Origin of the sequence: Rheinheimera pacifica, assembly GCF_900108485.1 — a bacterium.
GTDB lineage: Bacteria > Pseudomonadota > Gammaproteobacteria > Enterobacterales > Alteromonadaceae > Alishewanella > Alishewanella pacifica.
The window spans coordinates 372,166-395,871 of record NZ_FNXF01000003.1 but is presented as its reverse complement, the minus strand read 5'-3'; the positions used below and the strand labels follow the sequence as shown (position 1 = coordinate 395,871).

The following is a 23,706-nucleotide window of genomic DNA, read 5'->3' as shown; positions in this document are numbered from 1 at the left end:
CGGGCTGCATTAAGCTCTGAGCAGTTTAAATTTGGAGAATAAAATGGAAAAACTGATATTGCTGCCGGTATTTGTGCAGATATTGCTTACCAGTGTGGTGATGGTGTTGATGGGTAAACGCCGTATCAGGGCGGCTAAAAATAAAGAAATTACCGTAGCCGCGTTTAAAACCATGAACCTGACCGGTGCCAATGAGCAGGTAATTGCTACCAGTCGTAATTTTGATAACCAGTTTCAAATGCCAATGCTGTATTTATTCAGCGTGCTGTTTACGTTGCAACTGGGGTTTGCTGATCTGGGTTATGTAGTATTGGGCGCGGTGTTTGTGTTGTTGCGGGTGTTGCATACGGTAGTTCATATTGGCAGCAATAATGTGCGCCTACGTTTTAATATATTTTTACTGGGATGCCTGGCTTTATGGCTGCTTTGGCTGCGTTTAGCCTGGCAGGTGCTGGTGGCCTGATTAGTGCTGGCGTATTTTTCGCTGTTTTGTAGCGGCCTGTTGGCCGCTACGTTGTTTCCGGCATCCAGTGAAGTATTGCTGCTGGCACTGTTGCAGCAAGGCAATAACCCGCTGTGGCTGCTTATTGCCGCTACGGCGGGTAATACGCTGGGCAGTTGTGTTAACTGGTATTTGGGGCTGAAGTTGCTTAATTTTCAGCATAAAAGTTGGTTTCCGTTTTCAGATGCCACTCTTGGCAGGGCACAGCAGCAGTTTCAGCGTTTTGGCAGTTGGAGTTTGTTATTTGCCTGGCTGCCGGTGGTGGGGGACCCTTTAACCTTAGTGGCCGGAGTATTGAAAGTACGCTTTAAGCTATTTTTATTGCTGGTGCTTGTGGGTAAAGCAGCACGTTACGCCGTATTGATTTGGTTTAGTAACCTCTGGCTGGTGTAATTATTAATGGTAAAAAGCCGCTGGATCCGTCATCATTAGCGGTATTATTGATTCGCTGAACAGGAACCACTTATGGATTATCAATTAACGGCTGAAGAGCTTAAACGCATCACAGCTTTAGATGCAGAGCAGCGTTACACTTATTTTATTCAGGCGGTTGCTGATCTGGAAAAAATCTGGATTTTAACCGATGAAGACGGTTTTGTACTGGTAAGCGCAGAAGACGAGCGTTGTATCCCGGTATGGCCACATGCCGAACTTGCTGAGCAGTGGATTGAAGGTGAATGGGCGCATTGTACTGCCCAGGCTGTTGATGTTGATACCTGGCTGGATAAATGGACGTCTGGCTTAAACGGCGACGAGTTAGCTATTGCCGTGTTGCCTGATACTGATGGCCCGGGTGTGGTGGTTATGCCTGACGAACTCGCAGAAACCCTGTTAAGTGAAATGCAGGAAGACTAACGTTGTTGCGCTGTTAAAAAATACCCTAGGGGCGCTTAATTGCGCCCCTGGCTGTTTTAGTTAACTAACTCATTGCCGGTGGCAGTACTACTGGCAAATGCCAGTAAATTGTCGCTGGTTACCTGACAAATTTCCTGTAGTGCTTCTTTGGTAAAAAATGCCTGATGGCCGGTGATCAGCACATTAGGGAAAGTGAGCAGACGTTTAAATACTTCGTCGTCTATAACCTGCTCTGACAGGTTTTCAAAGAATAAATCGGCTTCCTGCTCGTATACATCTAAGCCCAGATAACCAATTTTACGGTTTTTCAGCCCTGCTATTACCGCTTTACTGTCTATCAGTGCGCCGCGACTGGTGTTGATCAGCATTACGCCATCTTTCATGCTGCCAATACTGTAGTGATTAATAATATGCTTTGTATCGGGTGTAAGCGGGCAGTGCAGGCTGATAATGTCGCTTTGGGCGTATAGCTCGGCCAGTGGCACATAGCGCCCGCCCAGCTCTGCAATTAATGGGTTTTGAGCGATGTCATGGCACAATAACTGGCAACCGAAGCCGCGTAGGATCCTTGCGGTTGCAAGGCCAATACGGCCGGTACCAATTAACCCGACTGTTTTACCAAACAGGTTAAAGCCCAGCAGGCCGTCCAGCGCAAAGTTATCATCGCGTACCCGGTTGTAGGCTTTATGCAATTTACGGTTGAGGCACAGCATCATGCCGATAGCATGCTCGGCTACGGCTTCGGGTGAATAAGCCGGTACCCGTGACACCCTAATGCCAAGCACTTTGGCAGCGTCCAGATCAACGTTATTAAAACCGGCGCAGCGCAGCGCTATCATCTCAATACCGAGCTCTGATAACTGCTGTAATACCTCTGCATCCAACTCGTCGTTAACAAATACGCATACGGCATGGCAGCCTGCGGCAAGTTTGACGCTGTCTTTATTTAACCTGATTTCGTGGTAGCTAAATTGCAGGCTACGGTCAGCCCACTGGCTAAAGCCGTCTCTGTCATACTTTTTGGCGCTAAATACGGCAACTTTCATGGTATCTCTCCCATTATTTGCCATAGAGCTTAGCGCAAATACCAGCGCTATATTTAGCGCTGGATCAAAGTTACAGCAAATCTTCTATTGATTGGGCAATACTGGCAGGTTTAGTACGCGGGGCATAGCGTTTAACTACATCACCGTCTTTATTTACCAGAAACTTGGTGAAGTTCCACTTGATAGCGCGGGTTTTCATCAGGCCACGCGCCGAATCTTTTAAGTGTTCAAACAGGGGAGATGCATCCGGGCCATTTACCGCCAGTTTTGCCATAACCGGAAAACTGACACCGTAATTCAGTTCACAAAACTGCTGGATTTCGTTATCGGAGCCGGGTTCCTGACCGCCAAACTGGTTACAGGGAAAGGCCAGTATAACCAGGCCTTTATCCTTGTATTTCTGGTGTAGCTGTTCCAGCTCTTTATATTGTGGTGTAAAGCCGCATTGGCTGGCTGTGTTCACGACCAGCAATACCTTGCCACGATACTGGCTCAGATCTATGTCGTTACCGCTGGCATCTTTTACCTTGTACTGGTGCACATTGGCCATGCTGTTTCCTTATTTAAGTGCTTTCAATCGAGCGAAGATCTTTGTAAGCTTTGCGCCACAGTATGTCACAGTTTTAAGTCATTAATATGTCAATTAATAGTGAGAATAACGTCGCGTTTATCGGCCTGGGCGTAATGGGTTACCCGATGGCGGGCTACCTGCAACAAAAAGGTTATCAGGTAACAGTGTATAACCGCACTGCGGCTAAGGCTGAAAAATGGGCCGCGCAATATGGTGGTGCTTATGCAGATACCCCGGCTAAAGCTGCCGAGGGTGCCTCGCTGGTGTTTATGTGCGTGGGTAATGACAACGATGTGCGCTCGGTAGTATATGGCGAGCATGGCGTGTTAGCGGGTATGGCTGCAGGTTCAGTATTGGTTGATCACACTACTGCGTCGGCTAATCTGGCCCGCGAACTGGCACAAGCGGCAAAGCAGCAGGGTATTGGCTTTTTGGATGCACCGGTATCTGGCGGCCAGGCCGGTGCTGAAAACGGCGTGCTAACGGTAATGACCGGTGGCGAAAGTGACGATTTTGTTAAAGCAGAAACGGCTATTCAGTGTTACTCCCGTTGCGTTAAGCTGCTTGGCCCGGCTGGCAGTGGCCAGCTGGCAAAGATGGTAAACCAGATTTGTATTGCCGGGGTGGTGCAAGGGTTGGCCGAAGCGCTGAATTTTGCTCAAAACGCCGGCTTAGATGCGGCGGCGGTGGTAGAGGTGATATCACAAGGTGCTGCTTCATCCTGGCAGATGCAAAACCGCTCGCTAACCATGTTGCAGGGTAAATACGATTTTGGGTTTGCGGTTGACTGGATGCGCAAAGATTTAGGCATAGCACTTACAGAAGCACGTGAGAACGGCAGTCATTTGCCGCTGACGGCATTAGTAGATCAGTTTTACAGTGAAGTGCAGCAAATGGGCGGCAGCCGCTGGGATACCTCCAGCTTGCTGGCGCGGTTAAAGCGTTAAGCGTGGGTCTGGCATAAATTCAAGTTCGGTAATTGTTGCCAGACATTGGTTAAAGTGCGAATGCTGTGGATTAAGCAATATATTGTTTTCGCGCGGTGCAATAACACTGGGTACAGATAACGCGAGGCTGGCTTGTTGTACCAGCCAGCTATCGCCAATACGCGCGGTGTCAATGCTGGCTGGCTGTTGTTGCCAGCTCTGTGGCAGATTCGCAGGACTAACCGATAATACTGCTTCGGCGGCAATAGTTAATTGAAATAGCCTGTACTGTTTAAGTGCTGTGCGGTTATTTAAATGTACCAGAATCTCCAGTATGGCCAGGGCTTCAGATCCTGCAGTATAGACACACAGCTGACCTTTGCTGTTCCAGCGTCCGCCATAAAGTTTTGCGCCTTCGCCGTCAAATGCTTGTGCAGCCCATTTGTTATGCACTAAGCGATACAGCTGCATCAGGCAAACACACCGTGTTCTAAGCGGCCAATTAAATCCAGTATCGCCTGCGTCTCAGCAGAGGTTGCCAACATATCCAGCGGCGCTTTATCGCCAAGGCCGTATACCGGCTCTGTAAGCCAACGTTTGGTTGCTACCATATCTTTATCGAACAAGGCATTGGCTGCTACCAGCACGGTAGCAAAACGATGTAGCCGGTCACTTTCTTCCTGCGTAAATTTACCCAGCTTTGCCCGCCGTGCCAATGTAGCTGGCGCTAACTGACATACTTGCGCCAACTGCTTTTTATCCAGCATTGACACCGTTGCCAGTTTATCAAATACGCTGTAGCTAAATCCCTCATGCAGCGCCTGATATAATTTAGGCCCGCGCTCAGCAATACCCAACTGCTGCCACAAATTTGGTGCGGAATAGAGTGTAGGGGTAAATTCACGTACTAAGGCTGTCATGATGCATTCTCTATCATTTGATATTTTTAAAATGTATCACATGATTTTGTTTTGGTCAAAAAAAGAGCGCTAAGATCATGCGATCATGGCGCCCTTAATAGATTAAACCGACAGTTTAGTTAAACACCATCTCCGGCACATCGCCTTCGATAACCAGTTTACCTGCGGTTTTCTGTTTGATTTCGTCGACTGAAATACCCGGTGCGCGCTCCAATAAGTGGAAAGCGCCGTTACGTACTTCCAGTACGGCTAAGTCGGTAACGATTTTCTTTACACAGCCCACCCCGGTTAGCGGCAGGGTGCAGCTTTCCAGCAGCTTGCTGTTGCCGTATTTGTCGGCATGCGTCATGGTAACGACAATATTCTGTGCGCCGGCGACTAAGTCCATGGCACCGCCCATACCTTTAACCAGTTTGCCCGGGATCATCCAGCTGGCGATATTGCCGTTTTGATCCACTTCAAAAGCGCCCAGTACGGTTAAATCGACATGGCCGCCGCGGATCATGGCAAAGCTTTCAGCCGAGCTGAAAATAGCTGCGCCCTTGATGGCGGTAACGGTTTCTTTGCCGGCGTTAATCATATCGGCGTCAATTTCCGCTTCCGTCGGGTAGGGGCCCATACCGAGCAGGCCGTTTTCTGATTGCAGCATTACTTCTATGCCGGCCGGCACATAGTTCGCCACCAGCGTAGGGATACCGATACCTAAATTAACGTAGTAACCGTCCTGCAGCTCCTGCGCGACGCGCATGGCAACCTGTTCACGAGATAAAGCCATTGTTGCCTCCTTAACCTTGACGGACCATACGACGTTCAATGCGTTTTTCAAAGTTGCCTTTGATCACGCGCTGTACGTAAATACCCGGGGTGTGAATTTGTGACGGCTCCAGCTCGCCAGGCTCGACTATTTCTTCTACTTCAGCCACGGTAATTTTACCGGCCGTAGCAGCCATCGGGTTGAAGTTCATTGAGGTGTGGCGAAATACCAGGTTGCCGTAACGGTCAGCTTTCCAGGCGCGCACTATGGCAAAATCACCGGTAATCGCCGGCTCCAGTACATAGTGACGGCCGTTAATCTCGCGGGTTTCTTTGCCTTCAGCTACCGGGGTGCCATAACCTGTTGCAGTGAAAAATGCCGGTATACCAGCACCGCCGGCGCGCATTTTCTCGGCCAGGGTGCCTTGTGGTGTTAATTCCACTTCCAGCTCGCCGCTGAGCAGTTGTTTTTCAAACAGGGCGTTTTCACCTACATAAGAGGCAACCATTTTTTTAATTTGCCGATCTTCGAGCAAAATACCCAAACCAAAGCCGTCTACACCGCAGTTGTTTGATACCACGGTTAAATCTTTGGTTTTCATTTTTTTGATCTGAGCAATTAAGCCTTCCGGAATACCGCATAAGCCAAAGCCACCGGCAATAACGGTCATGCCGTCCTGCAGGCCTGCCATGGCGTCTTCGTAGCTATTTACGACTTTATTAAACCCTGCCATTTGTTGTCCTCTGTTCTTTGCTGAACTATAAGCGAAAACTTAATGTTAATTTGACGGTAATCACTCCGTACAACTTTGCCGGAACACGCCGTAAATACCTCCCTGTAGGCTCGTGTTTTTCGTCCCTGAAAAACACGGTTCCGGTCAAAGTGTACTGCGCGCTTACCTGCTCAGATGAAACAGGCAAGTGCGGATGTGTTTTTTTCAGCGACCGTTGCAGCCCTGGATGGGCAGACAAATTCGTCAGGAACGAATTTGAACCGCCTCGCGGGCCCGAAGGGTGAACTTCATGGACGAAGTTCATAATCGAGCCCCCAGGGATGGGTTTACGGCGTGTCGCAGAAAAAATACACGCAGCAATTGCCGGGATGCTGCAACCTATCTTGATATTAAGCCTTAGTTTGCGTGCACTTGGCCTTTAGCGCCAATCCTACTTTAGAACTAGGCTGCTTCCCCAGCTTGTCGGTAATAAACCAGCCAGCCTTTGCCAGCGCAGTTAAATCGATACCGTGGGAAATACCAAGACCGTTAAGTAAATACACCACATCTTCAGTGGCAACATTGCCTGACGCACCCGCGGCGTAAGGACAACCGCCAAGACCGGCCACTGCGCTGTCAATAACAGTAATACCGCGGTTTAGTGCGACGTAAATATTGGTTAACGCTTGGCCGTAAGTGTCATGAAAATGCACCGCCAGTTTATCTGCCGGCACCATGGAAAGCACTGCATCCAGCATCGCATTGACCTTATCCGGTGTGCCAACGCCTATGGTATCGCCCAGTGAGATCTCATAGCAGCCCATCTCCAGCAGCGCCTTAGCCACTAATGCCACTTCGGTGGGGGCCACATCGCCCTGATAGGGGCAGCCCACCACGCATGACACGTAGCCGCGTACTTTGATGCCGTCTGCTTTGGCCGCTTCTACCACAGGGGCAAAACGTTCCAAACTCTCTGCGATGCTGCAATTAATGTTTTTCTGGCTGAATGCTTCTGACGCTGCGCCGAAAATCGCCACTTCAGTAGCACCGGCGGCTTTGGCGGCTTCATAGCCTTTTAAATTGGGTGTAAGGGCGGCGTAGGTAACGCCGGCTTTACGGCTGATATCGGCAAACACCTGTGCAGAATCCGCCATTTGCGGCACCCACTTGGGTGAAACAAAGGCACCGCTTTCGATATAGCTGTGGCCTGCTGCGGTTAGCATATCAATCAGCGCAATTTTATCGCTGGTGGCGACTGCAGCTTCGTTTTGCAGGCCATCACGCGGGCCAACTTCCACTATGCGAACACTTTTGGGAAAACTCATGCTTCCTCCGGGGTAAAGTCAACCAGCTCGGCGCCGTCTTTTACCAGGTCGCCGGCGGCATAGAATACTTCATTAACGACACCGTTTTTCGGTGCTTTAATGCTGTATTCCATTTTCATCGCCTCCATAATCACCAGGGTATCACCGGCGTTAACAGTGCTACCTGCTTTGGCCATCACCGCGACAATAGTGCCGTTCATTGGTGCGGTTAAGCTGCCGGCGTGATCGGCGCCTTCCACTTCAGTGGTTACTTCAGTTTGGTAGATAAAGTCATAACGCTGATGTTTAATAAACACGCTAATGGTGTCAGCATAGCGGCTTACCCGCACCTTAGTGCGATGATCGCCCAGTACTGCGCTTAGCTCATCGCCGTTTAGCTCTGCCGTGCAGCAAAGCTGCTGGCCTTCAACATCAATCACATAGTGCTGCTGCAGTTGCTGCACTTTTAACAGCGTTTTATGCTCGCCGTGTTGCAGCGCAATTTCGACAGTCGGTGTTTCGTTCATCCGCCAGCCATGGCTGAATTGCCACGGGCTGAAACTGTTACACGAAGTTTGCGGCGCTTTTTGCTGCTGCAATATATAAAGAGCTGCCAGCACCAGCGCTTGATTGTTTTCTTTGTTGGCTGGTGCAAACAGCGTGTGCTGGTGCTGGTTAATAAAGTTGGTATCAAGCTCGGCCGCTTTAAACGCCGGGTGCTCGGTGAGGCTAGTTAAAAAGCCTAAGTTGGTGGTAACGCCGGCAATACGGTAATCGTCCAGTGCACGTAACATGCGGGCGATGGCGCGGTCGCGGCTTTCATCCCAGACGATTAACTTGGCGATCATCGGATCGTAAAACGGCGATACTTCATCGTTTTCCACCACGCCGGTATCTACCCGCACATGGCGGTTAGCTTCAGGCTGGCGCAAATACGTCAGCTTGCCGGTTTGCGGCAGGAAATCGTGATCCGGATCTTCAGCATACACCCGCACTTCAATGGCATGGCCATCCAGCTGAATATCGTCCTGCGCCAGCGGCAGTTTTTCACCGGCGGCGACCAGCAGCTGCCATTTAACTAAGTCCTGTCCGGTGATCATCTCGGTAACCGGGTGTTCTACCTGTAGCCGGGTGTTCATTTCCATAAAGTAGAACGAACCGTCTTCGTCGAACAGAAACTCCACCGTACCGGCGCCGCGATAATCGATGGCTTTGGCCGCTTTTACTGCCGCTTCGCCCATGGCTTTGCGCTGTTCGCTGCTGAAATTCGGTGCCGGCGCTTCTTCAATCACTTTCTGGTGCCGGCGCTGAATAGAGCAATCGCGCTCGGCCAGGTATACGGCATTGCCGTGGTTGTCGGCAAAGACCTGAATTTCAATATGGCGCGGCTTGGTTAAATAGCGCTCAATCAGCATTTTGTCATTGCCAAAGCCGGCTTTGGCTTCACGCCGCGCGCTGGCTAAGGCATCAGCAAATTCTGCTTTTTTCCACACCACGCGCATGCCTTTACCGCCGCCGCCATAAGCGGCTTTTAGCAACTGCGGGTAGCCGATACGCTCTGATTCGGTGCTTAACAGCGCATCGCTTTGATCATCGCCATGGTAGCCGGGCACCAGCGGCACTCCGGCTTTGGCCATAATATCTTTGGCCGCGCTTTTTGAGCCCATCGCAGTGATAGCACCGACCGGCGGGCCGATAAACACTACGCCGGCCTCATCACAGGCTTTAGCAAAGCTTTCGTTTTCCGATAAAAAGCCGTAGCCCGGGTGAATCGCTTGGGCACCGCTTTGTTTGGCGATGGCGATAATTTTATCCGCACGCAGATAAGAGTCTTTGCTCGGTGCCGGGCCTAACAAATAGGCTTCATCGGCCATGCGTACATGGCGGGCATTGGCGTCGGCTTCAGAATACACCGCCACGCAGCGGATACCGAGTTTATGCGCAGTGTCGATAACACGACAGGCAATTTCGCCACGGTTGGCGATTAATATTTTACGAAACATTATGCGTCTTCCTTGCCAAGCCAGGCCGGTTTACGTTTTTCTAAAAACGCCGTTAAACCTTCCTGACCTTCAGGCGATACTCGGATTTCAGCAATGGACTGCTCGGTATGGGCGATGACGTTATTGCTGATTTTACGGTTATAAATATTGTGAATAAGCGATTTAGCGGCGGTTAGTGCAGCCGGGCTGTTTTGCAGCAGGGTGTTTACAAAAGTCTCAAGGCTATCGTTTAACTCACCTTCGCTGACCACTTCATGCAGCAGGCCAAGCTGTTTGGCTTTGGGCGCCATAAAACGCTCTGCAGTTAAAAAATAGCGCCGGCTTTCACGCTCGCCAATGGCGCGCATCACATAAGGGCTGATCACGGCTGGTATTAAACCGATGCGCACTTCACTTAAACAAAAGCTGGCATTCTCTTCGGCAATGGCGATATCGCAGCAGGCGACTAAACCTAAAGCACCACCAAAGGCGGCACCTTTTACCAGCGCAATAGTTGGCTTGGGGAATTTATCCAGCCGGTGCATTAAGGTGGCCAGTTCGCTGGCATCGTTTAAATTTTGCTGGTAGTTTTTTTGCGCCATTGAGCGCATCCAGTTTAAATCGGCACCGGCAGAGAAGTTTTTGCCGTTGGCGGTTAGTACTAACACCCGCACGCTGTCGTTATTGGCTAAGTCTTTTAGCACGGCGATAAGCTCGGCTATCATCGCATCGTCAAAGGCGTTGTGCATCTCGGGGCGGTTTAGCGTTAGGGTGGCTACGCCGCGCGGGTCGATACTGACTTCTGTGTAAACCTGGTTCATCTTATCTCCGAAAGTGTTAATGCAACTTGAGACTGCATTTCTTCGAAATCGCGGTTGCTGCGTGAAGTTTTTTCTGCGACACGCCATAAACCATCCCTGGGGCTCGATTCCGGCCATCCATGGCCTCCAACGGTCGCCGAAAAAATCACATCCGCACCCGCTTCATATCCGATGCAGCAAACGCGCAGTGCACTTTGCTCAGAACCGTGTTTTTCAGGGACGAAAAACACGAGCCTACAGGGATGTATTCACGGCGTGTTCTGACAAAGTTGTACGGAGCGATTGCGGTTGTCTGCATCATAGTGTGTCACATCCGGAACACGCCAAAACGGCTTTCTTCAATCGGTGCATTCAGCGCGGCGGCTAACGCCAGGCCTACTGTCATCCGCGTTTGTGCCGGGTCGATAATACCGTCATCCCACAAGCGGCCACTGGCATAGTACGGATGGCCCTGTTTTTCATATTGCTCAATAATCGGCTGCTTCAGCGCTTTTTCTGCTTCCGCAGACAGGGTTTCGCCCTTACGCGCCAGGCCATCTTTAGTGACCTGCGCCATAACGCCGGCAGCTTGCTCACCACCCATTACCGAAATACGCGCATTAGGCCACATCCACATCATGGTCGGGTCATAGGCGCGGCCACACATGCCGTAGTTGCCGGCGCCGTAGCTGCCGCCAATCAGCACGGTAAATTTCGGCACCTTAGCACAGCTTACCGCCATTACCATTTTAGCGCCGTGCTTAGCAATGCCTTCGGCTTCGTATTTTTTACCTACCATAAAGCCGGTAATATTTTGCAAAAACAGCAGCGGAATTTTGCGCTGAGCGCACAACTCAATAAAGTGCGCGCCTTTTTGCGCCGACTCTGAAAACAGTATCCCGTTATTGGCGACAATGCCTACCGGATAGCCGAAGATGCGTGCAAAGCCACACACCAGGGTGGCGCCATAATATTGCTTAAATTCATCAAAGTCTGAGCCGTCAACAATACGGGCTATCACTTCTTTTACATCAAACGGCTTGCGCAGGTCTGTGCCAACCACACCGTACAGCTCTTTGGCGTCATACAGTGGCTCTTGCGGCGCTTTAACATCCATAGCTTGCGGGGCAGGGCGGTTAAGGCGGCTTACTGCATTACGCGCCAGTTGCAGCGCATGTTCATCGTTTAACGCATAGTGATCGGCTACGCCGGAGATTTTACAGTGCACATCGGCACCGCCCAGCTCCTCGGCGGATACTTCTTCACCGGTAGCTGCTTTTACCAGCGGCGGGCCAGCTAAAAAGATAGTGCCTTGCTCTTTAACAATAATGCTTTCATCGGCCATTGCCGGCACATAGGCGCCACCGGCAGTACAGAGGCCCATTACCACGGCAATTTGCGGAATGCCTTTGGCTGACATATTGGCCTGGTTAAAGAAAATACGGCCAAAGTGCAGTTTGTCGGGGAATACATCGTCCTGGCGGGGCAGGTTAGCACCGCCGGAGTCGACCAGATAAATACACGGCAGGTGGCAGCGCTCGGCTATTTCCTGCGCGCGCAGGTGCTTTTTCACCGTTAGCGGGTAGTAAGTACCGCCTTTTACCGTGGCGTCATTGGCGACAATCATGCACTCGACACCGCTAACGCGGCCGATACCGGCTACCACACCGGCGCTGGGTACGTAATCGTCGTAGCATTCCCAACCGGCAAACTGGCCAACTTCTAAAAACGGTGAGCCAGGGTCCAATAATTTTTGGATACGGTCACGCACAAAGAGTTTGCCACGGGCGGTATGGCGGGCAATTAACGCTTCGCCGCCACCGAGTTTAATTTGCTGTACTTTGCTGTTCAGATCATCGACCACGGCCTGCATGGCGGCGGCGTTTTTCTGAAAGTCCTCAGCGCGAGGGTTTATTTTGGAGGTAATTCTGGTCACTTAAGTCACCTTATACCAGAGCTGGTTAGACAAAGCGGAACCGGAACAACTAAGCAGACGATCAAGAGCGAGGATGGGAGATCCGAGCGGGTCTGCGTGTTGTTACGGTGGAAGCTTTGGCCTGCACCGGACTTAGATTCACGGCTTCGCTGCTTTCACACATTTAACACACTCGCCCGTTCGCCGCTCCCCGGCTCACTTTTGATCGCTCGTTTAGTTAAATCTGTTACGCGCTTCGCCTCATTCAACTTTCTATTTAGTTACGGCTATATTGGCGGTGCGGAACCGGAACAACTAAGCAGACGATCAGGAGTGAATTTGGGAGAAATTCGCGGGTCTGCGTGTTGTTACGGTGGAAGCAGCCGCTTCCACCCGAGTTTCGCCTTTAAACCTTAGTTTGATTCGGTAAACAATTCCCGGCCAATCAGCATACGGCGGATTTCCGAGGTACCGGCGCCAATTTCATACAACTTGGCATCGCGCAGTAAGCGCCCGGTAGGGTACTCGTTGATATAACCATTACCACCCAGCAGCTGAATCGCATCCAGCGCCATCTTGGTCGCCAGCTCTGCCGAGTACAGAATAACCGCTGCCGCATCTTTACGTGTGGTTTCGCCACGATCACAGGCTTTAGCTACTGTGTAAACGTAAGATTTCGCTGCATTCATTTGGGTGTACATATCGGCCAGTTTGCCCTGTACCAGCTGGAATTCACCGATAGACTGGCCAAACTGTTTACGGTCGTGAATATACGGCACTACCACGTCCATACAGGCCTGCATAATGCCGAGTGGGCCAGCGGATAACACCACGCGCTCGTAGTCGAGGCCACTCATTAATACTTTAACGCCACCGCCGATTTGGCCCAGCACGTTTTCTTCCGGTACTTCGCAATCTTCAAACACCAGCTCACAAGTGTTTGAGCCGCGCATACCCAGCTTGTCCAGCTTTTGCGCCGTGCTAAAGCCTTTAGTGCCGCGCTCAACAATAAAGGCAGTAATGCCCTTAGAGCCGGCGTTAATATCGGTTTTGGCGTAAATCACATAAGTGTGTGCATCCGGGCCGTTGGTGATCCACATTTTATTACCGTTTAAAATGTACTTATCGCCTTGCTTCTCAGCGCGCAGCTTCATGCTGACTACGTCTGAACCGGCGTTCGGCTCACTCATCGCCAGCGCACCGATATGCTCGCCTGAGCATAGTTTCGGCAGATATTTCATCTTCTGCGCTTCAGTGCCGTTGCGGAAAATCTGGTTTACACACAGGTTGGAATGTGCACCGTACGATAAGCCAACAGAGGCTGAAGCGCGGCTGATTTCTTCCAGTGCTACTACGTGCTCTAAATAGCCAAGGCCCGTGCCGCCGTATTTTTCATCTACGGTAATGCCCAGCAGGCCCAGGTCACCGAATTTGCGCCACAGCTCATTCGGGAACTCGTTTTTCTCGTCAATATGGGCGGCGCGCGGCGCGATTTCTTCGCGGGCAAAGGCGTTAACCTGCTCGCGGATCATATCTACCGTTTCGCCTAAATCGAAATTAAGCCCTTTATAACTACTAATCATGTTGATCCCCGTTTGCTATGTCTTTTAACCGGCGCTGTATTAATTCAGGCCGGTTTTATGTTGTTTGGCGTCGGCTAAGGTGTCGCGGCAACGTTTCTCTACTGTTACCAGCTCCATCAGCACAACTTTGATATCGTCCAATTGCTGATGCAGCTCGGCTTTTTTCAGCTCTATCAGCTTCAGCATGGTACTTAATTGGGTGACGCTGCTTTTATCTGCGTCGTACAGTTCAAACAGTTGGCCGGTTTCGGCCAGGCTAAAACCGAGGCGTTTGCCGCGTAAAATCAGCTTTAACCGCACCCGGTCGCGCTTGCTGTAAATACGGGTTTGGCCGTTACGTAAAGGCGTGATCAGCCCCTGATCTTCATAAAAGCGGATACTACGGGTGGTAATATCAAACTCTTTGGCCAGTTCGCTGATGCTATATGTTTTTTCTTCTTTTTCTGTCATATCCGCCTTCCCCGAAAACGCAGTCAATATAAGTGAAGTTTACGTAAAGGTAAAGCTGATGACTTGGCGCCAAGTTGGCAAAATGGCCATTTTTGCCGTGTTTGTAAAGCTAAAATGCCAGTTTGTACTGGTCAGACTGTACACTTTGCTGAACCAAAAGCGGTGCACACTACCATAGTGTTAGGTGGTTGACGTTGGCGTAAACGTAAATTTGGTGTAGGCTCTGGAACAACTTTTTAGCCGACAGCTTTTTCAGGAGAACTTCATGGCTACCGACAATATTGTAATCGTTGCTGCTACACGCACCGCTATGGGCGGCTTTATGGGCGGCTTAACCGACGTTGATGCGACTGTGCTGGGTGCCACGGCGATTAAAGCTGCGTTAGAGCAGGCCGGTATCAAAGGTGATAAGGTCAGTGAAGTGATTATGGGCAACGTGCTGCCGGCCGGTTTAGGCCAGGCACCGGCACGCCAGGCCACCTTAAAAGCCGGCTTACCGCTAAGTGCCGGTGCCACTACCATTAATAAAGTATGTGGCTCGGGCTTAAAAGCGGTAATGCTGGCCAGCGACCTGTTAAAGGCCGGTAGCGCTGATGTAGTGGTAGCCGGTGGTATGGAATCGATGAGCAACGCACCTTACCTGCTGCCAAAAGCCCGTAGCGGCTACCGCATGGGCCACGGCGAAATTAAAGATCATATGATGTTAGATGGCCTGGAAAATGCCTACGACGGTAAAGCCATGGGCTGTTTTGCCCAGGGCACTGCTGATGAGAGAGGCATCACCCGCGAGCAGATGGACGCCTTCGCGGTGCAATCTACCACCCGTGCGCAGCAGGCGATTGCCAGCGGTGCTTTTGCAAACGAAATTACCCCGGTCACTTTCCAGACCCGTAAAGGTGAAATGACCTTTGCGGTAGACGAGCAACCGGGCAATGCCAAAATTGACAAAATTCCTTCTCTGCGTCCGGCCTTTGCCAAAGACGGCACTATTACAGCCGCTAACTCCAGTTCTATTTCTGACGGCGCTGCGGCTCTGGTATTAATGCGTGAATCTGATGCTAAAGCACAAGGCGCTAAGCCATTAGCACGCGTGGTAGCACATGCCACCAACTCAATGGAACCGGCGCTGTTTACCGTGGCCCCGGTTGGCGCTATGCAAAAAGTACTGCAAAAAGCCGGCTGGGATAAACAACAGGTAGATCTGTGGGAAATTAATGAAGCCTTTGCCATGGTAACCATGCTGGCGATTAATGAGTTGGGGCTGGATGAGAGCAAAGTAAACGTAAACGGCGGCGCCTGTGCGCTGGGCCATCCTATCGGTGCTTCAGGCGCGCGTATTCTGGTTACCCTTATTCATGCGCTGCGTAACCGCGGTTTAAGCAAAGGCGTGGCCTCACTGTGTATCGGTGGCGGCGAAGCCGTAGCACTGGCAGTGGAAGTTTTATAAGTAACACGATAAAGGCGGAGTGCGGAGCAGATTTAACTTAGCGAGCGATCAAGAGTGAGCCGGGGAGCGGCGAACGGGCGAGTGTGTTAAATGTGCGAAAGCAACGAAGCCGTGAACCGGAGAAAGGTGCAAGCCGACGCTTCCACCGTAACAACACGCAGACCCGCTCGGATCTCCCATCCTCGCTTTTGATCGTCTGCTTAGTTGTTCCGGTTCCGCTTTGGCTGGATAGTCCGGCTAAACATATTAGAAGCTCGCCAGCATAGATTGATAATTAGATATACAACAAGCTGGCGGCATACCCAAACAATCGGGAGAAGCAACATGACACAACAGGTTAAGCATTTTATCGACGGCGAGTTCGTCACCCCTACCGGTGACAAACTGATCCCCGTTACCAACCCGGCAACACAAGACGTGATTGCTCAGGTGGCATGTGCCACAGCTGGCGAAATGGAGCAGGCGATCGAGTCGGCCAAAGCGGCCTTTTTAACGTGGAAAGAAGTACCGGTATCAGAGCGCGCCCGTTTAATGATGCGCTTTGCTCACTTGTTAAAAGAGCATCAGGGCGAAATTGCCGACATTATCTGCCGCGAACTGGGTAAAACGGTAGAAGACGCCAAAGGGGATGTCTGGCGTGGTATCGAAGTGGTTGAGCAAGCCGCTAACATTCCATCGTTGATGATGGGCGAAACGGTAGAAAACGTCGCGCGCAGCATCGACACCTACAGCTATATTCAGCCGCTGGGTGTCTGCGCCGGTATTACGCCGTTTAACTTCCCGGCGATGATCCCACTGTGGATGTTCCCGATGGCCATTGCCTGCGGCAATACCTTTATCTTAAAACCGTCTGAGCAAGATCCGATGACGGTAAATAAAATTGCCGAGCTGTTTGTACAGGCCGGTGCACCCAAAGGCGTGCTGCAGGTAGTGCACGGCGCGAAAGAGCAGGTTGATGCGATCCTGCACCACCCGGATATTAAAGCGATTTCGTTTGTTGGCTCGGTTAATGTTGGTCAGTACATCTACAAAACCGGTACCGACAACTTAAAACGCGTACAGGCTTTTGCCGGTGCGAAAAACCATATGGTGATTATGCCGGATGCCAATAAGCAGCAGGTGGTTAATGCCTTGGTTGGTGCTTCCGTAGGCGCTGCCGGTCAGCGTTGTATGGCCATCTCTGTAGCGGTATTTGTTGGCGCAGCAGCAGATTGGATCCCCGAAGTGGCCTCTGCCATTGGCAAAGTACGCCCGGGTGTATATACCGACCCTAACGCTGCTTATGGCCCGCAGATCAGCCCGCAGGCGCGTGCCCGGGTGTTATCGTTAATTGAGCAAGGTAAAAAAGAAGGCGCGACCTGCGTGCTGGATGGCTCAGACTGCAAAGTGGAAGGTTACCCGAACGGTAACTGGGTAGGCCCAACGGTGTTTAGTAACGTTACTACCGAGATGGAAATTTATAAGCAGGAAATTTTCGGTCCGGTATTAACTACCATGCAAGTTGGCTCATTAGCTGAAGCATTAAAAGTAGTGAATGACAGCCCGTACGGTAACGGTACTTCTATCTTTACCGCCAGCGGAGCAGCTGCACGTAAGTATCAGCATGAGGTGGAAGTAGGTCAGGTGGGTATTAACATTCCTATTCCTGTGCCACTGCCGTTTTTCTCCTTCACCGGCTGGAAAGGCTCGTTCTACGGCGACCAGCATGCTTATGGTAAGCAGGCGGTACGTTTCTATACCGAGACGAAAACTATTACAGCACGCTGGTTTGACGACGATATTCCGGTTTCCGGCCCGAATATGTCGATTAACTTACGTTAAGAGCAATGTGGAGCCTGATCTTAGTCAGGCTCAGGCCTGCACACTTTACACGCTGACACGCCATAAACCATCCATGGGGCTCGATTCCGGCCATCCATGGCCTCCAACGGTCGGCTTAGTAAAGTCTGCAGTCCTTCTCAGATGCAGGTTCAAAACGGTTAACAAGGCGAAGTGCGGAGTAGATTTAACTTAGCGAGTGATCAAAAGTGAGCCGGGGAGCGGCGAACGGGCGAGCGTGTTAAATGTACGGAAGCGACGAAGCCGATTGGATAAGCAGGACCAACTATGAATTTCAATTTAACAGAAGACCAACAAGCTTTTGTCGATGTAGCCAAACAATTTGCTGAACAAGAACTGGCGCCACACGCAGCGCAATGGGATCGTGAGCATCACTTCCCTAAAGACGTGATCCAAAAAGCCGGTGAGCTGGGCTTTTGCTCGCTGTACACCCCGGAAGACGACGGCGGCATGGGGCTATCGCGCTTAGATTCCTCCATTATTTTCGAACAGCTATCGATGGGCTGTACCGCCACCACTGCCATGCTGACCATTCACAATATGGCCACCTGGATGATCGCCAACTGGGGCACCAGCGATGCCAAGGCAGAATGGATGGAGCATCTGGTAACCGGCCAGAAACTGGCGTCTTACTGCTTAACAGAACCAGGCTCAGGCTCTGACGCGGCAAGCCTGCGCACCAGTGCGAAAAAAGATGGCAACGAATACGTATTAAACGGCTCTAAGATGTTTATCTCCGGTGCCGGTGAAACCGAAGTATTAGTGGTAATGGCGCGTACCGGTGAAGTCGGGCCGAAAGGCATTTCGGCCTTTATCGTGCCGGCCGATGCCAAAGGTGTTATTTACGGCAAAGCCGAAGAAAAAATGGGCTGGAACGCCCAGCCAACCCGCTTAATTACTTTTGAAGATGTGCGCATACCGGCGCATTACCTGCTGGGCAAAGAAGGTGAAGGCTTTGGTTTTGCCATGAAAGGCCTGGACGGCGGCCGGATTAATATCGCTACCTGCTCTATCGGTACCGCGCAGCAGGCATTGAACACCGCACGTAATTATATGTTAGAGCGGCAGCAATTTGGTAAGCCACTGGCGGCATTTCAGGCACTGCAGTTTAAACTGGCTGATATGGCCACCGAGTTAGTTGCTGCACGGCAGTTAGTGCGTTTAGCGGCGTTTAAGCTGGACCAAAAAGATGGTGAAGCCACCGCCTATTGCGCTATGGCCAAGCGGTTTGCTACCGATGTGGGTTTCCAGGTCTGTGATCAGGCACTGCAGCTGCATGGCGGCTATGGCTACATTAAAGAATACCCGCTGGAGCGGCATTTCCGTGACGTGCGCGTGCACCAGATTTTGGAAGGCACCAATGAAATTATGCGGCTGATAATCGGCCGGCGTTTACTGGATGAAGCCGCAGGCGATATTCTGTAACCACTTTTTGTAACGATGAGCAAAATCATCAGGAGGAACCGCCTTGTCCACAGCGACACGCCGTAAACCGTCCATGGGGCTCGATTCCGGCCATCCATGGCCTCCAACGGTCGCTTTAGAACAAGGCTAATCCTCCTTCTTGCCTGAGTGCATTCAGGCAATAAAAGGAGACAACAATGGCTCAATTAAAACTGGAAAAGCGTGGTCACACGGCGCTTATCACTATGTCTAACCCGCCGGCCAACACCTGGACCCGTGACACCTTAACCCAGCTGCGCGACGCGGTAAAAAGCCTGGATCAGGATAAAAATATCTATGCCCTGGTGATCACTGGTGAGGGCGATAAATTTTTCTCTGCCGGCGCTGATTTAAAGCTGTTTGCTGATGGCGATAAAGCCATTGCCAGCGATATGGCGCGCATTTTCGGCGAAGCCTTTGAAACCTTAAGCGCCTTTAGCGGTGTGTCTATTGCGGCCATTAACGGCTATGCCATGGGCGGCGGCTTAGAAGTGGCACTGGCTTGTGATATCCGCATTGCCGAGCAACAAGCGCAAATGGCGCTGCCGGAAGCCAAGGTCGGCTTACTGCCTTGTGCCGGTGGTACGCAAAACCTGGCGTGGCTGGTAGGCGAGGGCTGGGCTAAACGCATGATCTTATGCGGCGAGCGTTTAGGTGCAGAAAAAGCGCTGCAAATTGGCTTAGTGGAAGAAGTGGTGGCAACCGGTATGGTACTGGAAAGTGCACTGGCACTTGCTGATAAGGTGGCCGAGCAAAGCCCGTCTTCAGTCACAGCCTGTAAAAAGCTTATTCAGCAAGGCCGCAGCGGCACTATGCAAAGCGCCCTGCCTTTAGAGCGCGAGTTGTTCGTTGGCCTGTTCGACACTAAAGATCAGGTTGAAGGGGTGCAGGCGTTTTTAGACAAACGCAAAGCCAACTGGGTGAATGGCTAATGAGCGGTGTAAATGACGTAGTGCTGTATCAGGAGCTTGCAGCACAAAATGGCAAAAAGATTGGTGTGGCGACGCTGAATTCAGAAAAGTCACTGAATGCGCTTAGTTTGCCGATGGTGGAGTCGTTATTGCCTAAGCTTCAGGCCTGGCAGGCGGACAGCAGCATTAGTATGGTATTGCTGCAGGGCGCAGGCGATAAGGCCTTTTGCGCCGGTGGCGATATCCGCGATTTATATAAAGCCATGCTGGCAGAGCCGGGTACTTATGCGCCGTACGTGGAAGAGTTTTTCACCAAAGAATATACGCTGGATTATTTAATTCACACCTTTGGCAAACCGGTACTGGTCTGGGGCAATGGCATAGTGATGGGCGGCGGTTTAGGCTTGATGGCCGGCGCTTCACATCGCGTGGTTACAGTTACCAGCCGTATTGCGATGCCGGAAATGGCGATAGGTTTGTATCCGGATGTTGGCGCCAGCTGGTTTTTAAACCGTATGCCCGCCGGTTGTGGCCTGTTTTTAGGTTTAACCGGAGCTTCTATTAACGCTGCCGACGCCAAATTTATCGGCCTGGCCGATAACTTCTTACTACATGAACGCAAAGCTGCGCTACTGGAAAAGCTGCTAACAGTAAAGTGGGGCGATACTGTCGCGTTAAATCATCAAAAGCTCAGCGATGTACTGCGTGCTGAAGAAGATCAGTGCCGCACCCAAATGCCGCTGAGCAATATCCGGCCACATCAAGGCGCCATTGAAATACTGGCGAAACTGGAGAGTTTGCCTGCTGTTATTGCCAACATTAATGCCATGCAGGGCGAAGATAAGTGGTTGCAAAAAGCCAAAGAGTCGCTGGCTTATGGCAGCCCTATTACGGCACATATCGTATTTGAGCTGTTAAAACTGGGCCAAAGCAAAATACTGGCTGACAGCTTCCGGCTGGAGCTGGGTTTAAGCGTGCAGTGCGGCAAGCTGGGTGAGTTTACCGAAGGTGTGCGCGCGTTATTAATGGATAAAGATTTAACCCCGAACTGGCAATACAAAACGGTGAGTGACGTGCCGCAAAGCGTGATTGACGAACTGTTCCGTTCACCGTGGGCTGCCGGCGAGCACCCGCTACGTGAACTGGGCCAATTGGATAACTGATTAGGAGCAAATATGGCTAAGGTTGCATTTATAGGGTTAGGCAATATGGGTGGCCCTATGGCCATTAATCTGGTGAAAGCCGGGCATGCAGTAACCGCCTTTGATTTATCGGCAGCGGCGCTGGCGCAGGTAAAAGCCGAAGGCGCAGCCGTTGCTGCTACCGCGGCAGAAGCGGTAACAGGCGCTGAATTTGTTATTTCTATGCTGCCGGCCGGTAAGCATGTTATCGGTTTATATTCAGGTGAACGGGGCATTGCCGGCAATATCAGCAAAGATGCGCTGGTAATTGACTGCTCTACTATAGATGCTGACAGCGCCCGCAAAGTGGGCGCTGGTTTAGCTGCACAAGGTATTGCCTTTATCGACGCGCCGGTTTCCGGTGGTGTCGGTGGTGCTAAAGCCGGTACCTTAACCTTTATTGTTGGCGGCGATGCAGCGCACTTTGAGCGTGCTAAAACCGTGCTTGGTAATATGGGTAAAAACCTGTTTCATGCAGGTGCCGTGGGTGCAGGCCAGGTAGCCAAGATCTGCAACAATATGCTGCTGAGTATTTTAATGGTCGGCACTTCAGAAGCGCTGCAAATGGGCGTAGACAATGGTTTGGACCCGAAAGTGCTGTCTGACATTATGCTGAAAAGCTCAGGCCGTAACTGGACATTAGAGCTGTACAACCCCTGCCCGGACGTAATGCCCAATGTGCCATCATCAAATGGTTATCAGGGCGGCTTTATGGTCGATTTGATGGCAAAAGATTTAGGCCTGGCGCTGGAAGCGGCATTGCAAAGCCAAAGCAGCACGCCAATGGGCGCACTGGCGCGCAGCCTGTACGTAGCACACCAGCGGGCCGGCAATGGCAAACTGGATTTTTCCAGTATTTTTAAACTGTTTGCCAAAGCCAATTAATTTGAATTAACACGCAAGTACTCCGAATGTTTTCTCCGGGACACGCCGTAAATACGTCCCTGTAGGCTCGTGTTTTTCGTCCCTGAAAAACACGGTCCCGGTAGAAAAATTCTACGCACTTGCTCATATCACAGTATTAAGCGAGTACGGATGTACTTTTTTCAGCGACCGTTGGAGGCCATGGATGGCCGGAATCGAGCCCCAAGGATGGTTTATGGCGTGTCGCAGAAAAAATGTACGCAGTAATCGCGATGTCGGAGAGAGAAATGAACCTGCAAAACAAAACCATCGTTATCACCGGCGGTGCTCAGGGCTTAGGCCTGGAAATGGCCCGCATGTGTGCGAATGAAGGTGTCAAACTGGCATTAATTGATATGAATGCCGATCAGTTAGCTGCAGCCAAAGCTGAACTGGGCGCTATAACTACAGTACACACCTACATTGCCAATGTTGCGAATGAAGAACAGGTAGAAGCTACTTTTGCCCAAATCGACAACGATTTTAACGGCATTGACGGCCTGATTAACAACGCCGGTATTTTGCGTGACGGTTTGTTGTTGAAATACAAAGACGGCGAGCTGCAAAGCAAGATGTCACTGGCCCAGTTTCAGTCGGTAATAGATGTGAACTTAACCGGCGTATTCCTGTGTGGCCGCGAAGCTGCGGCGGTGATGGTAAAACGCGGTATCAAGGGCGTGATTATTAATATGTCCAGCGTCGCCCGTGGCGGCAATATGGGCCAAACCAACTACGCTGCCTCTAAAGCCGGCGTGGTCGCGATGACCGTAACCTGGGCGCGTGAATTAGGCCGTTTTGGTATTCGCGTAGGGGCTATTGCGCCGGGCGTTATCCGCACCGCGATGACCGATGCGATGAAACCCGAAGCGCGTGACCGTTTAGAGAAGATGAAGCCGGTAGGGCGCTTAGGCGAAGCCACTGAAATTGCCCATACCGCTAAGTACATTTTTGAAAACGATTTTTTCACCGGCCGGGTGGTAGAAATCGACGGCGGTATCAGCATGTAAGCTGCTGGCTATTGCTATGGAAAAAGGCGCCGCGGCGCCTTTTTTGTTGCCGGATCCGGCAACAGAACGTATGATAAATTCATACTGTTAGTGGAGGTATGTTATGCAACGTAAAACCATTACCTTAACGCCACAGCAAGACGAGTGGGTTAAAGCTCAGGTGGCGTCCGGTCAGTTTGGTAACGACTCGGAATATATCCGACATTTGGTCAGGCAGGATCAAATGCGGCAACAGGCTAAGGCAGAGCTGGGCGATATCTTGGATCAGGCTTTGGCGTCAGGTGTCAGCGAATCATCCCCGCTGGATATTTGGCAGGCAGCATTGATGCGGCATAAAAGTAAGTGCTGACATTACAGCTTTCGGAGCAGTCGAAAGAGGATTTAACTGTTATCGCCGATTTTACCCTGGCTGAATTCGGTGAATATCAAGCATACATTTACTATCAGCAACTGCTGAAAATGTTTGATTTATTGTGCACACAGCCGTTGTTAGGTAAAGACTGCAGTGATATCAGAACCGGCGTGCGGCGCATCGTGCACCGTTCTCACTGCATTTATTACCGGGTAAAAGGAGATACACTGCTTATATTGCGTATTTTGAGCCGCTGGCAGGATCCTCTGGCAAAATTACGATAAATTTAATTTCACATCCGAT

Annotated in this window: 25 protein-coding genes; 13 read left to right on the top strand and 12 right to left on the bottom strand. The window is 51.0% G+C overall.

The features are described from left to right. Window positions 1-43 precede the first annotated feature (43 nt). The 3 genes from BLW68_RS06350 to BLW68_RS06340 all read left to right on the top strand — a co-directional run bounded on the left by BLW68_RS06350 (window position 44) and on the right by BLW68_RS06340 (window position 1,357). Window positions 44-463, top strand: a complete 420-nt coding sequence (locus BLW68_RS06350) for an MAPEG family protein (RefSeq protein WP_092791433.1) — start codon at window positions 44-46, stop codon at window positions 461-463. Between the two features lie 3 nt (window positions 464-466). Further along, window positions 467-895, top strand: a complete 429-nt coding sequence (locus tag BLW68_RS06345) for a YqaA family protein (RefSeq protein WP_281246194.1) — start codon at window positions 467-469, stop codon at window positions 893-895. Between the two features lie 72 nt (window positions 896-967). Further along, the gene (locus tag BLW68_RS06340; RefSeq protein WP_092791430.1) at window positions 968-1,357 is read left to right on the top strand and encodes a DUF2750 domain-containing protein; all 390 of its coding nucleotides are present in this window, start codon (window positions 968-970) and stop codon (window positions 1,355-1,357) included. Window positions 1,358-1,413: 56 nt separating this feature from the next. Here BLW68_RS06340 and BLW68_RS06335 read toward each other — a convergent pair whose 3' ends face one another. Then, window positions 1,414-2,403: a 2-hydroxyacid dehydrogenase gene (locus BLW68_RS06335; RefSeq protein WP_092791427.1), complete on the bottom strand. Its 990-nt coding sequence runs from the start codon at window positions 2,401-2,403 to the stop codon at window positions 1,414-1,416. 70 nt (window positions 2,404-2,473) lie between these two features. Further along, window positions 2,474-2,953, bottom strand: a complete 480-nt coding sequence (locus BLW68_RS06330; protein ID WP_092791425.1) for a glutathione peroxidase — start codon at window positions 2,951-2,953, stop codon at window positions 2,474-2,476. A gap of 86 nt (window positions 2,954-3,039) precedes the next feature. Here BLW68_RS06330 and BLW68_RS06325 point away from each other — a divergent pair, with 86 nt between their 5' ends. Beyond that, window positions 3,040-3,921, top strand: a complete 882-nt coding sequence (locus BLW68_RS06325) for an NAD(P)-dependent oxidoreductase (RefSeq protein WP_092791423.1) — start codon at window positions 3,040-3,042, stop codon at window positions 3,919-3,921. Here BLW68_RS06325 and BLW68_RS06320 read toward each other — a convergent pair. The 10 genes from BLW68_RS06320 to BLW68_RS06275 form a co-directional block, all read right to left on the bottom strand. After that, complete coding sequence (locus tag BLW68_RS06320) at window positions 3,910-4,371, bottom strand: RES family NAD+ phosphorylase (RefSeq protein ID WP_218141316.1); 462 nt, start codon at window positions 4,369-4,371, stop codon at window positions 3,910-3,912. The two genes, BLW68_RS06325 and BLW68_RS06320, sit on opposite strands and share 12 nt — an antisense overlap. Further along, on the bottom strand, window positions 4,371-4,820 hold the full coding sequence (gene parS, locus BLW68_RS06315) for a type II RES/Xre toxin-antitoxin system antitoxin (RefSeq protein WP_092791419.1): 450 nt from the start codon (window positions 4,818-4,820) through the stop codon (window positions 4,371-4,373). The genes BLW68_RS06320 and parS overlap by 1 nt, the downstream gene beginning before the upstream one ends. A gap of 115 nt (window positions 4,821-4,935) precedes the next feature. After that, complete coding sequence (locus tag BLW68_RS06310; RefSeq protein WP_092791418.1) at window positions 4,936-5,595, bottom strand: CoA transferase subunit B; 660 nt, start codon at window positions 5,593-5,595, stop codon at window positions 4,936-4,938. 10 nt (window positions 5,596-5,605) lie between these two features. Continuing rightward, entirely contained in the window at window positions 5,606-6,307 is a 702-nt protein-coding gene (locus tag BLW68_RS06305; RefSeq protein ID WP_092791416.1) for a CoA transferase subunit A, read from the bottom strand. Between the two features lie 389 nt (window positions 6,308-6,696). Further along, window positions 6,697-7,611, bottom strand: a complete 915-nt coding sequence (locus BLW68_RS06300; RefSeq protein ID WP_092791414.1) for a hydroxymethylglutaryl-CoA lyase — start codon at window positions 7,609-7,611, stop codon at window positions 6,697-6,699. Further along, a complete protein-coding gene (locus BLW68_RS06295; protein ID WP_092791412.1) occupies window positions 7,608-9,593 on the bottom strand; it encodes an acetyl/propionyl/methylcrotonyl-CoA carboxylase subunit alpha in 1,986 nt (661 codons plus the stop codon). The genes BLW68_RS06300 and BLW68_RS06295 overlap by 4 nt, the downstream gene beginning before the upstream one ends. Then, window positions 9,593-10,393 (bottom strand): enoyl-CoA hydratase/isomerase family protein, encoded by an 801-nt coding sequence (locus BLW68_RS06290; protein ID WP_092791410.1) that lies wholly within the window; start codon window positions 10,391-10,393, stop codon window positions 9,593-9,595. The genes BLW68_RS06295 and BLW68_RS06290 overlap by 1 nt, the downstream gene beginning before the upstream one ends. 307 nt (window positions 10,394-10,700) lie before the next feature. Beyond that, window positions 10,701-12,308: a carboxyl transferase domain-containing protein gene (locus BLW68_RS06285; protein ID WP_092791408.1), complete on the bottom strand. Its 1,608-nt coding sequence runs from the start codon at window positions 12,306-12,308 to the stop codon at window positions 10,701-10,703. 392 nt (window positions 12,309-12,700) lie between these two features. Next, complete coding sequence (locus tag BLW68_RS06280) at window positions 12,701-13,870, bottom strand: isovaleryl-CoA dehydrogenase (RefSeq protein WP_092791406.1); 1,170 nt, start codon at window positions 13,868-13,870, stop codon at window positions 12,701-12,703. Between the two features lie 39 nt (window positions 13,871-13,909). After that, window positions 13,910-14,320, bottom strand: coding sequence for a MerR family transcriptional regulator (locus tag BLW68_RS06275; RefSeq protein WP_092791404.1), 411 nt, complete (start codon window positions 14,318-14,320; stop codon window positions 13,910-13,912). Window positions 14,321-14,585: 265 nt separating this feature from the next. Between BLW68_RS06275 and BLW68_RS06270 the strand changes: the two genes are divergently transcribed. From BLW68_RS06270 to BLW68_RS06230, 9 genes are all read left to right on the top strand, one after another. Next, window positions 14,586-15,767 (top strand): thiolase family protein, encoded by a 1,182-nt coding sequence (locus BLW68_RS06270; RefSeq protein ID WP_092791401.1) that lies wholly within the window; start codon window positions 14,586-14,588, stop codon window positions 15,765-15,767. A 324-nt stretch (window positions 15,768-16,091) separates the two neighbouring features. Next, the gene (locus BLW68_RS06265) at window positions 16,092-17,588 is read left to right on the top strand and encodes a CoA-acylating methylmalonate-semialdehyde dehydrogenase (RefSeq protein ID WP_092791398.1); all 1,497 of its coding nucleotides are present in this window, start codon (window positions 16,092-16,094) and stop codon (window positions 17,586-17,588) included. Window positions 17,589-17,873: 285 nt separating this feature from the next. Continuing rightward, complete coding sequence (locus BLW68_RS06260) at window positions 17,874-19,031, top strand: acyl-CoA dehydrogenase family protein (RefSeq protein WP_092791396.1); 1,158 nt, start codon at window positions 17,874-17,876, stop codon at window positions 19,029-19,031. Between the two features lie 176 nt (window positions 19,032-19,207). Continuing rightward, complete coding sequence (locus BLW68_RS06255; RefSeq protein WP_092791394.1) at window positions 19,208-19,981, top strand: enoyl-CoA hydratase; 774 nt, start codon at window positions 19,208-19,210, stop codon at window positions 19,979-19,981. After that, entirely contained in the window at window positions 19,981-21,123 is a 1,143-nt protein-coding gene (locus BLW68_RS06250; RefSeq protein ID WP_092791390.1) for an enoyl-CoA hydratase/isomerase family protein, read from the top strand. Before BLW68_RS06255 ends, BLW68_RS06250 begins: the two co-directional genes overlap by 1 nt. 12 nt (window positions 21,124-21,135) lie before the next feature. After that, the gene (gene mmsB, locus BLW68_RS06245; RefSeq protein WP_092791388.1) at window positions 21,136-22,026 is read left to right on the top strand and encodes a 3-hydroxyisobutyrate dehydrogenase; all 891 of its coding nucleotides are present in this window, start codon (window positions 21,136-21,138) and stop codon (window positions 22,024-22,026) included. Between the two features lie 233 nt (window positions 22,027-22,259). Beyond that, the gene (locus BLW68_RS06240; protein WP_245728284.1) at window positions 22,260-23,051 is read left to right on the top strand and encodes an SDR family oxidoreductase; all 792 of its coding nucleotides are present in this window, start codon (window positions 22,260-22,262) and stop codon (window positions 23,049-23,051) included. Between the two features lie 103 nt (window positions 23,052-23,154). Continuing rightward, window positions 23,155-23,400 carry a type II toxin-antitoxin system ParD family antitoxin gene (locus tag BLW68_RS06235; protein ID WP_092791385.1) on the top strand — a complete coding sequence of 82 codons (246 nt, stop codon included), beginning with the start codon at window positions 23,155-23,157 and terminating at the stop codon, window positions 23,398-23,400. Then, window positions 23,394-23,687, top strand: coding sequence for a type II toxin-antitoxin system RelE/ParE family toxin (locus tag BLW68_RS06230; protein WP_092791384.1), 294 nt, complete (start codon window positions 23,394-23,396; stop codon window positions 23,685-23,687). The genes BLW68_RS06235 and BLW68_RS06230 overlap by 7 nt, the downstream gene beginning before the upstream one ends. Window positions 23,688-23,706 lie beyond the last annotated feature (19 nt).

Bases quoted from the DNA above. Each gene is read 5' to 3' on its own strand.
- BLW68_RS06350 (WP_092791433.1), top strand. From the start codon at position 44: ATGGAAAAACTGATATTGCTGCCGGTATTTGTGCAGATATTGCTTACC.
- BLW68_RS06340 (WP_092791430.1), top strand. From the start codon at position 968: ATGGATTATCAATTAACGGCTGAAGAGCTTAAACGCATCACAGCTTTA.
- BLW68_RS06335 (WP_092791427.1), bottom strand. From the start codon at position 2,403: ATGAAAGTTGCCGTATTTAGCGCCAAAAAGTATGACAGAGACGGCTTT.
- BLW68_RS06330 (WP_092791425.1), bottom strand. From the start codon at position 2,953: ATGGCCAATGTGCACCAGTACAAGGTAAAAGATGCCAGCGGTAACGAC.
- BLW68_RS06325 (WP_092791423.1), top strand. From the start codon at position 3,040: ATGTCAATTAATAGTGAGAATAACGTCGCGTTTATCGGCCTGGGCGTA.
- BLW68_RS06320 (WP_218141316.1), bottom strand. From the start codon at position 4,371: ATGCAGCTGTATCGCTTAGTGCATAACAAATGGGCTGCACAAGCATTT.
- parS (WP_092791419.1), bottom strand. From the start codon at position 4,820: ATGACAGCCTTAGTACGTGAATTTACCCCTACACTCTATTCCGCACCA.
- BLW68_RS06310 (WP_092791418.1), bottom strand. From the start codon at position 5,595: ATGGCTTTATCTCGTGAACAGGTTGCCATGCGCGTCGCGCAGGAGCTG.
- BLW68_RS06305 (WP_092791416.1), bottom strand. From the start codon at position 6,307: ATGGCAGGGTTTAATAAAGTCGTAAATAGCTACGAAGACGCCATGGCA.
- BLW68_RS06300 (WP_092791414.1), bottom strand. From the start codon at position 7,611: ATGAGTTTTCCCAAAAGTGTTCGCATAGTGGAAGTTGGCCCGCGTGAT.
- BLW68_RS06295 (WP_092791412.1), bottom strand. From the start codon at position 9,593: ATGTTTCGTAAAATATTAATCGCCAACCGTGGCGAAATTGCCTGTCGT.
- BLW68_RS06290 (WP_092791410.1), bottom strand. From the start codon at position 10,393: ATGAACCAGGTTTACACAGAAGTCAGTATCGACCCGCGCGGCGTAGCC.
- BLW68_RS06280 (WP_092791406.1), bottom strand. From the start codon at position 13,870: ATGATTAGTAGTTATAAAGGGCTTAATTTCGATTTAGGCGAAACGGTA.
- BLW68_RS06275 (WP_092791404.1), bottom strand. From the start codon at position 14,320: ATGACAGAAAAAGAAGAAAAAACATATAGCATCAGCGAACTGGCCAAA.
- BLW68_RS06270 (WP_092791401.1), top strand. From the start codon at position 14,586: ATGGCTACCGACAATATTGTAATCGTTGCTGCTACACGCACCGCTATG.
- BLW68_RS06265 (WP_092791398.1), top strand. From the start codon at position 16,092: ATGACACAACAGGTTAAGCATTTTATCGACGGCGAGTTCGTCACCCCT.
- BLW68_RS06260 (WP_092791396.1), top strand. From the start codon at position 17,874: ATGAATTTCAATTTAACAGAAGACCAACAAGCTTTTGTCGATGTAGCC.
- BLW68_RS06255 (WP_092791394.1), top strand. From the start codon at position 19,208: ATGGCTCAATTAAAACTGGAAAAGCGTGGTCACACGGCGCTTATCACT.
- BLW68_RS06250 (WP_092791390.1), top strand. From the start codon at position 19,981: ATGAGCGGTGTAAATGACGTAGTGCTGTATCAGGAGCTTGCAGCACAA.
- mmsB (WP_092791388.1), top strand. From the start codon at position 21,136: ATGGCTAAGGTTGCATTTATAGGGTTAGGCAATATGGGTGGCCCTATG.
- BLW68_RS06240 (WP_245728284.1), top strand. From the start codon at position 22,260: ATGTACGCAGTAATCGCGATGTCGGAGAGAGAAATGAACCTGCAAAAC.
- BLW68_RS06235 (WP_092791385.1), top strand. From the start codon at position 23,155: ATGCAACGTAAAACCATTACCTTAACGCCACAGCAAGACGAGTGGGTT.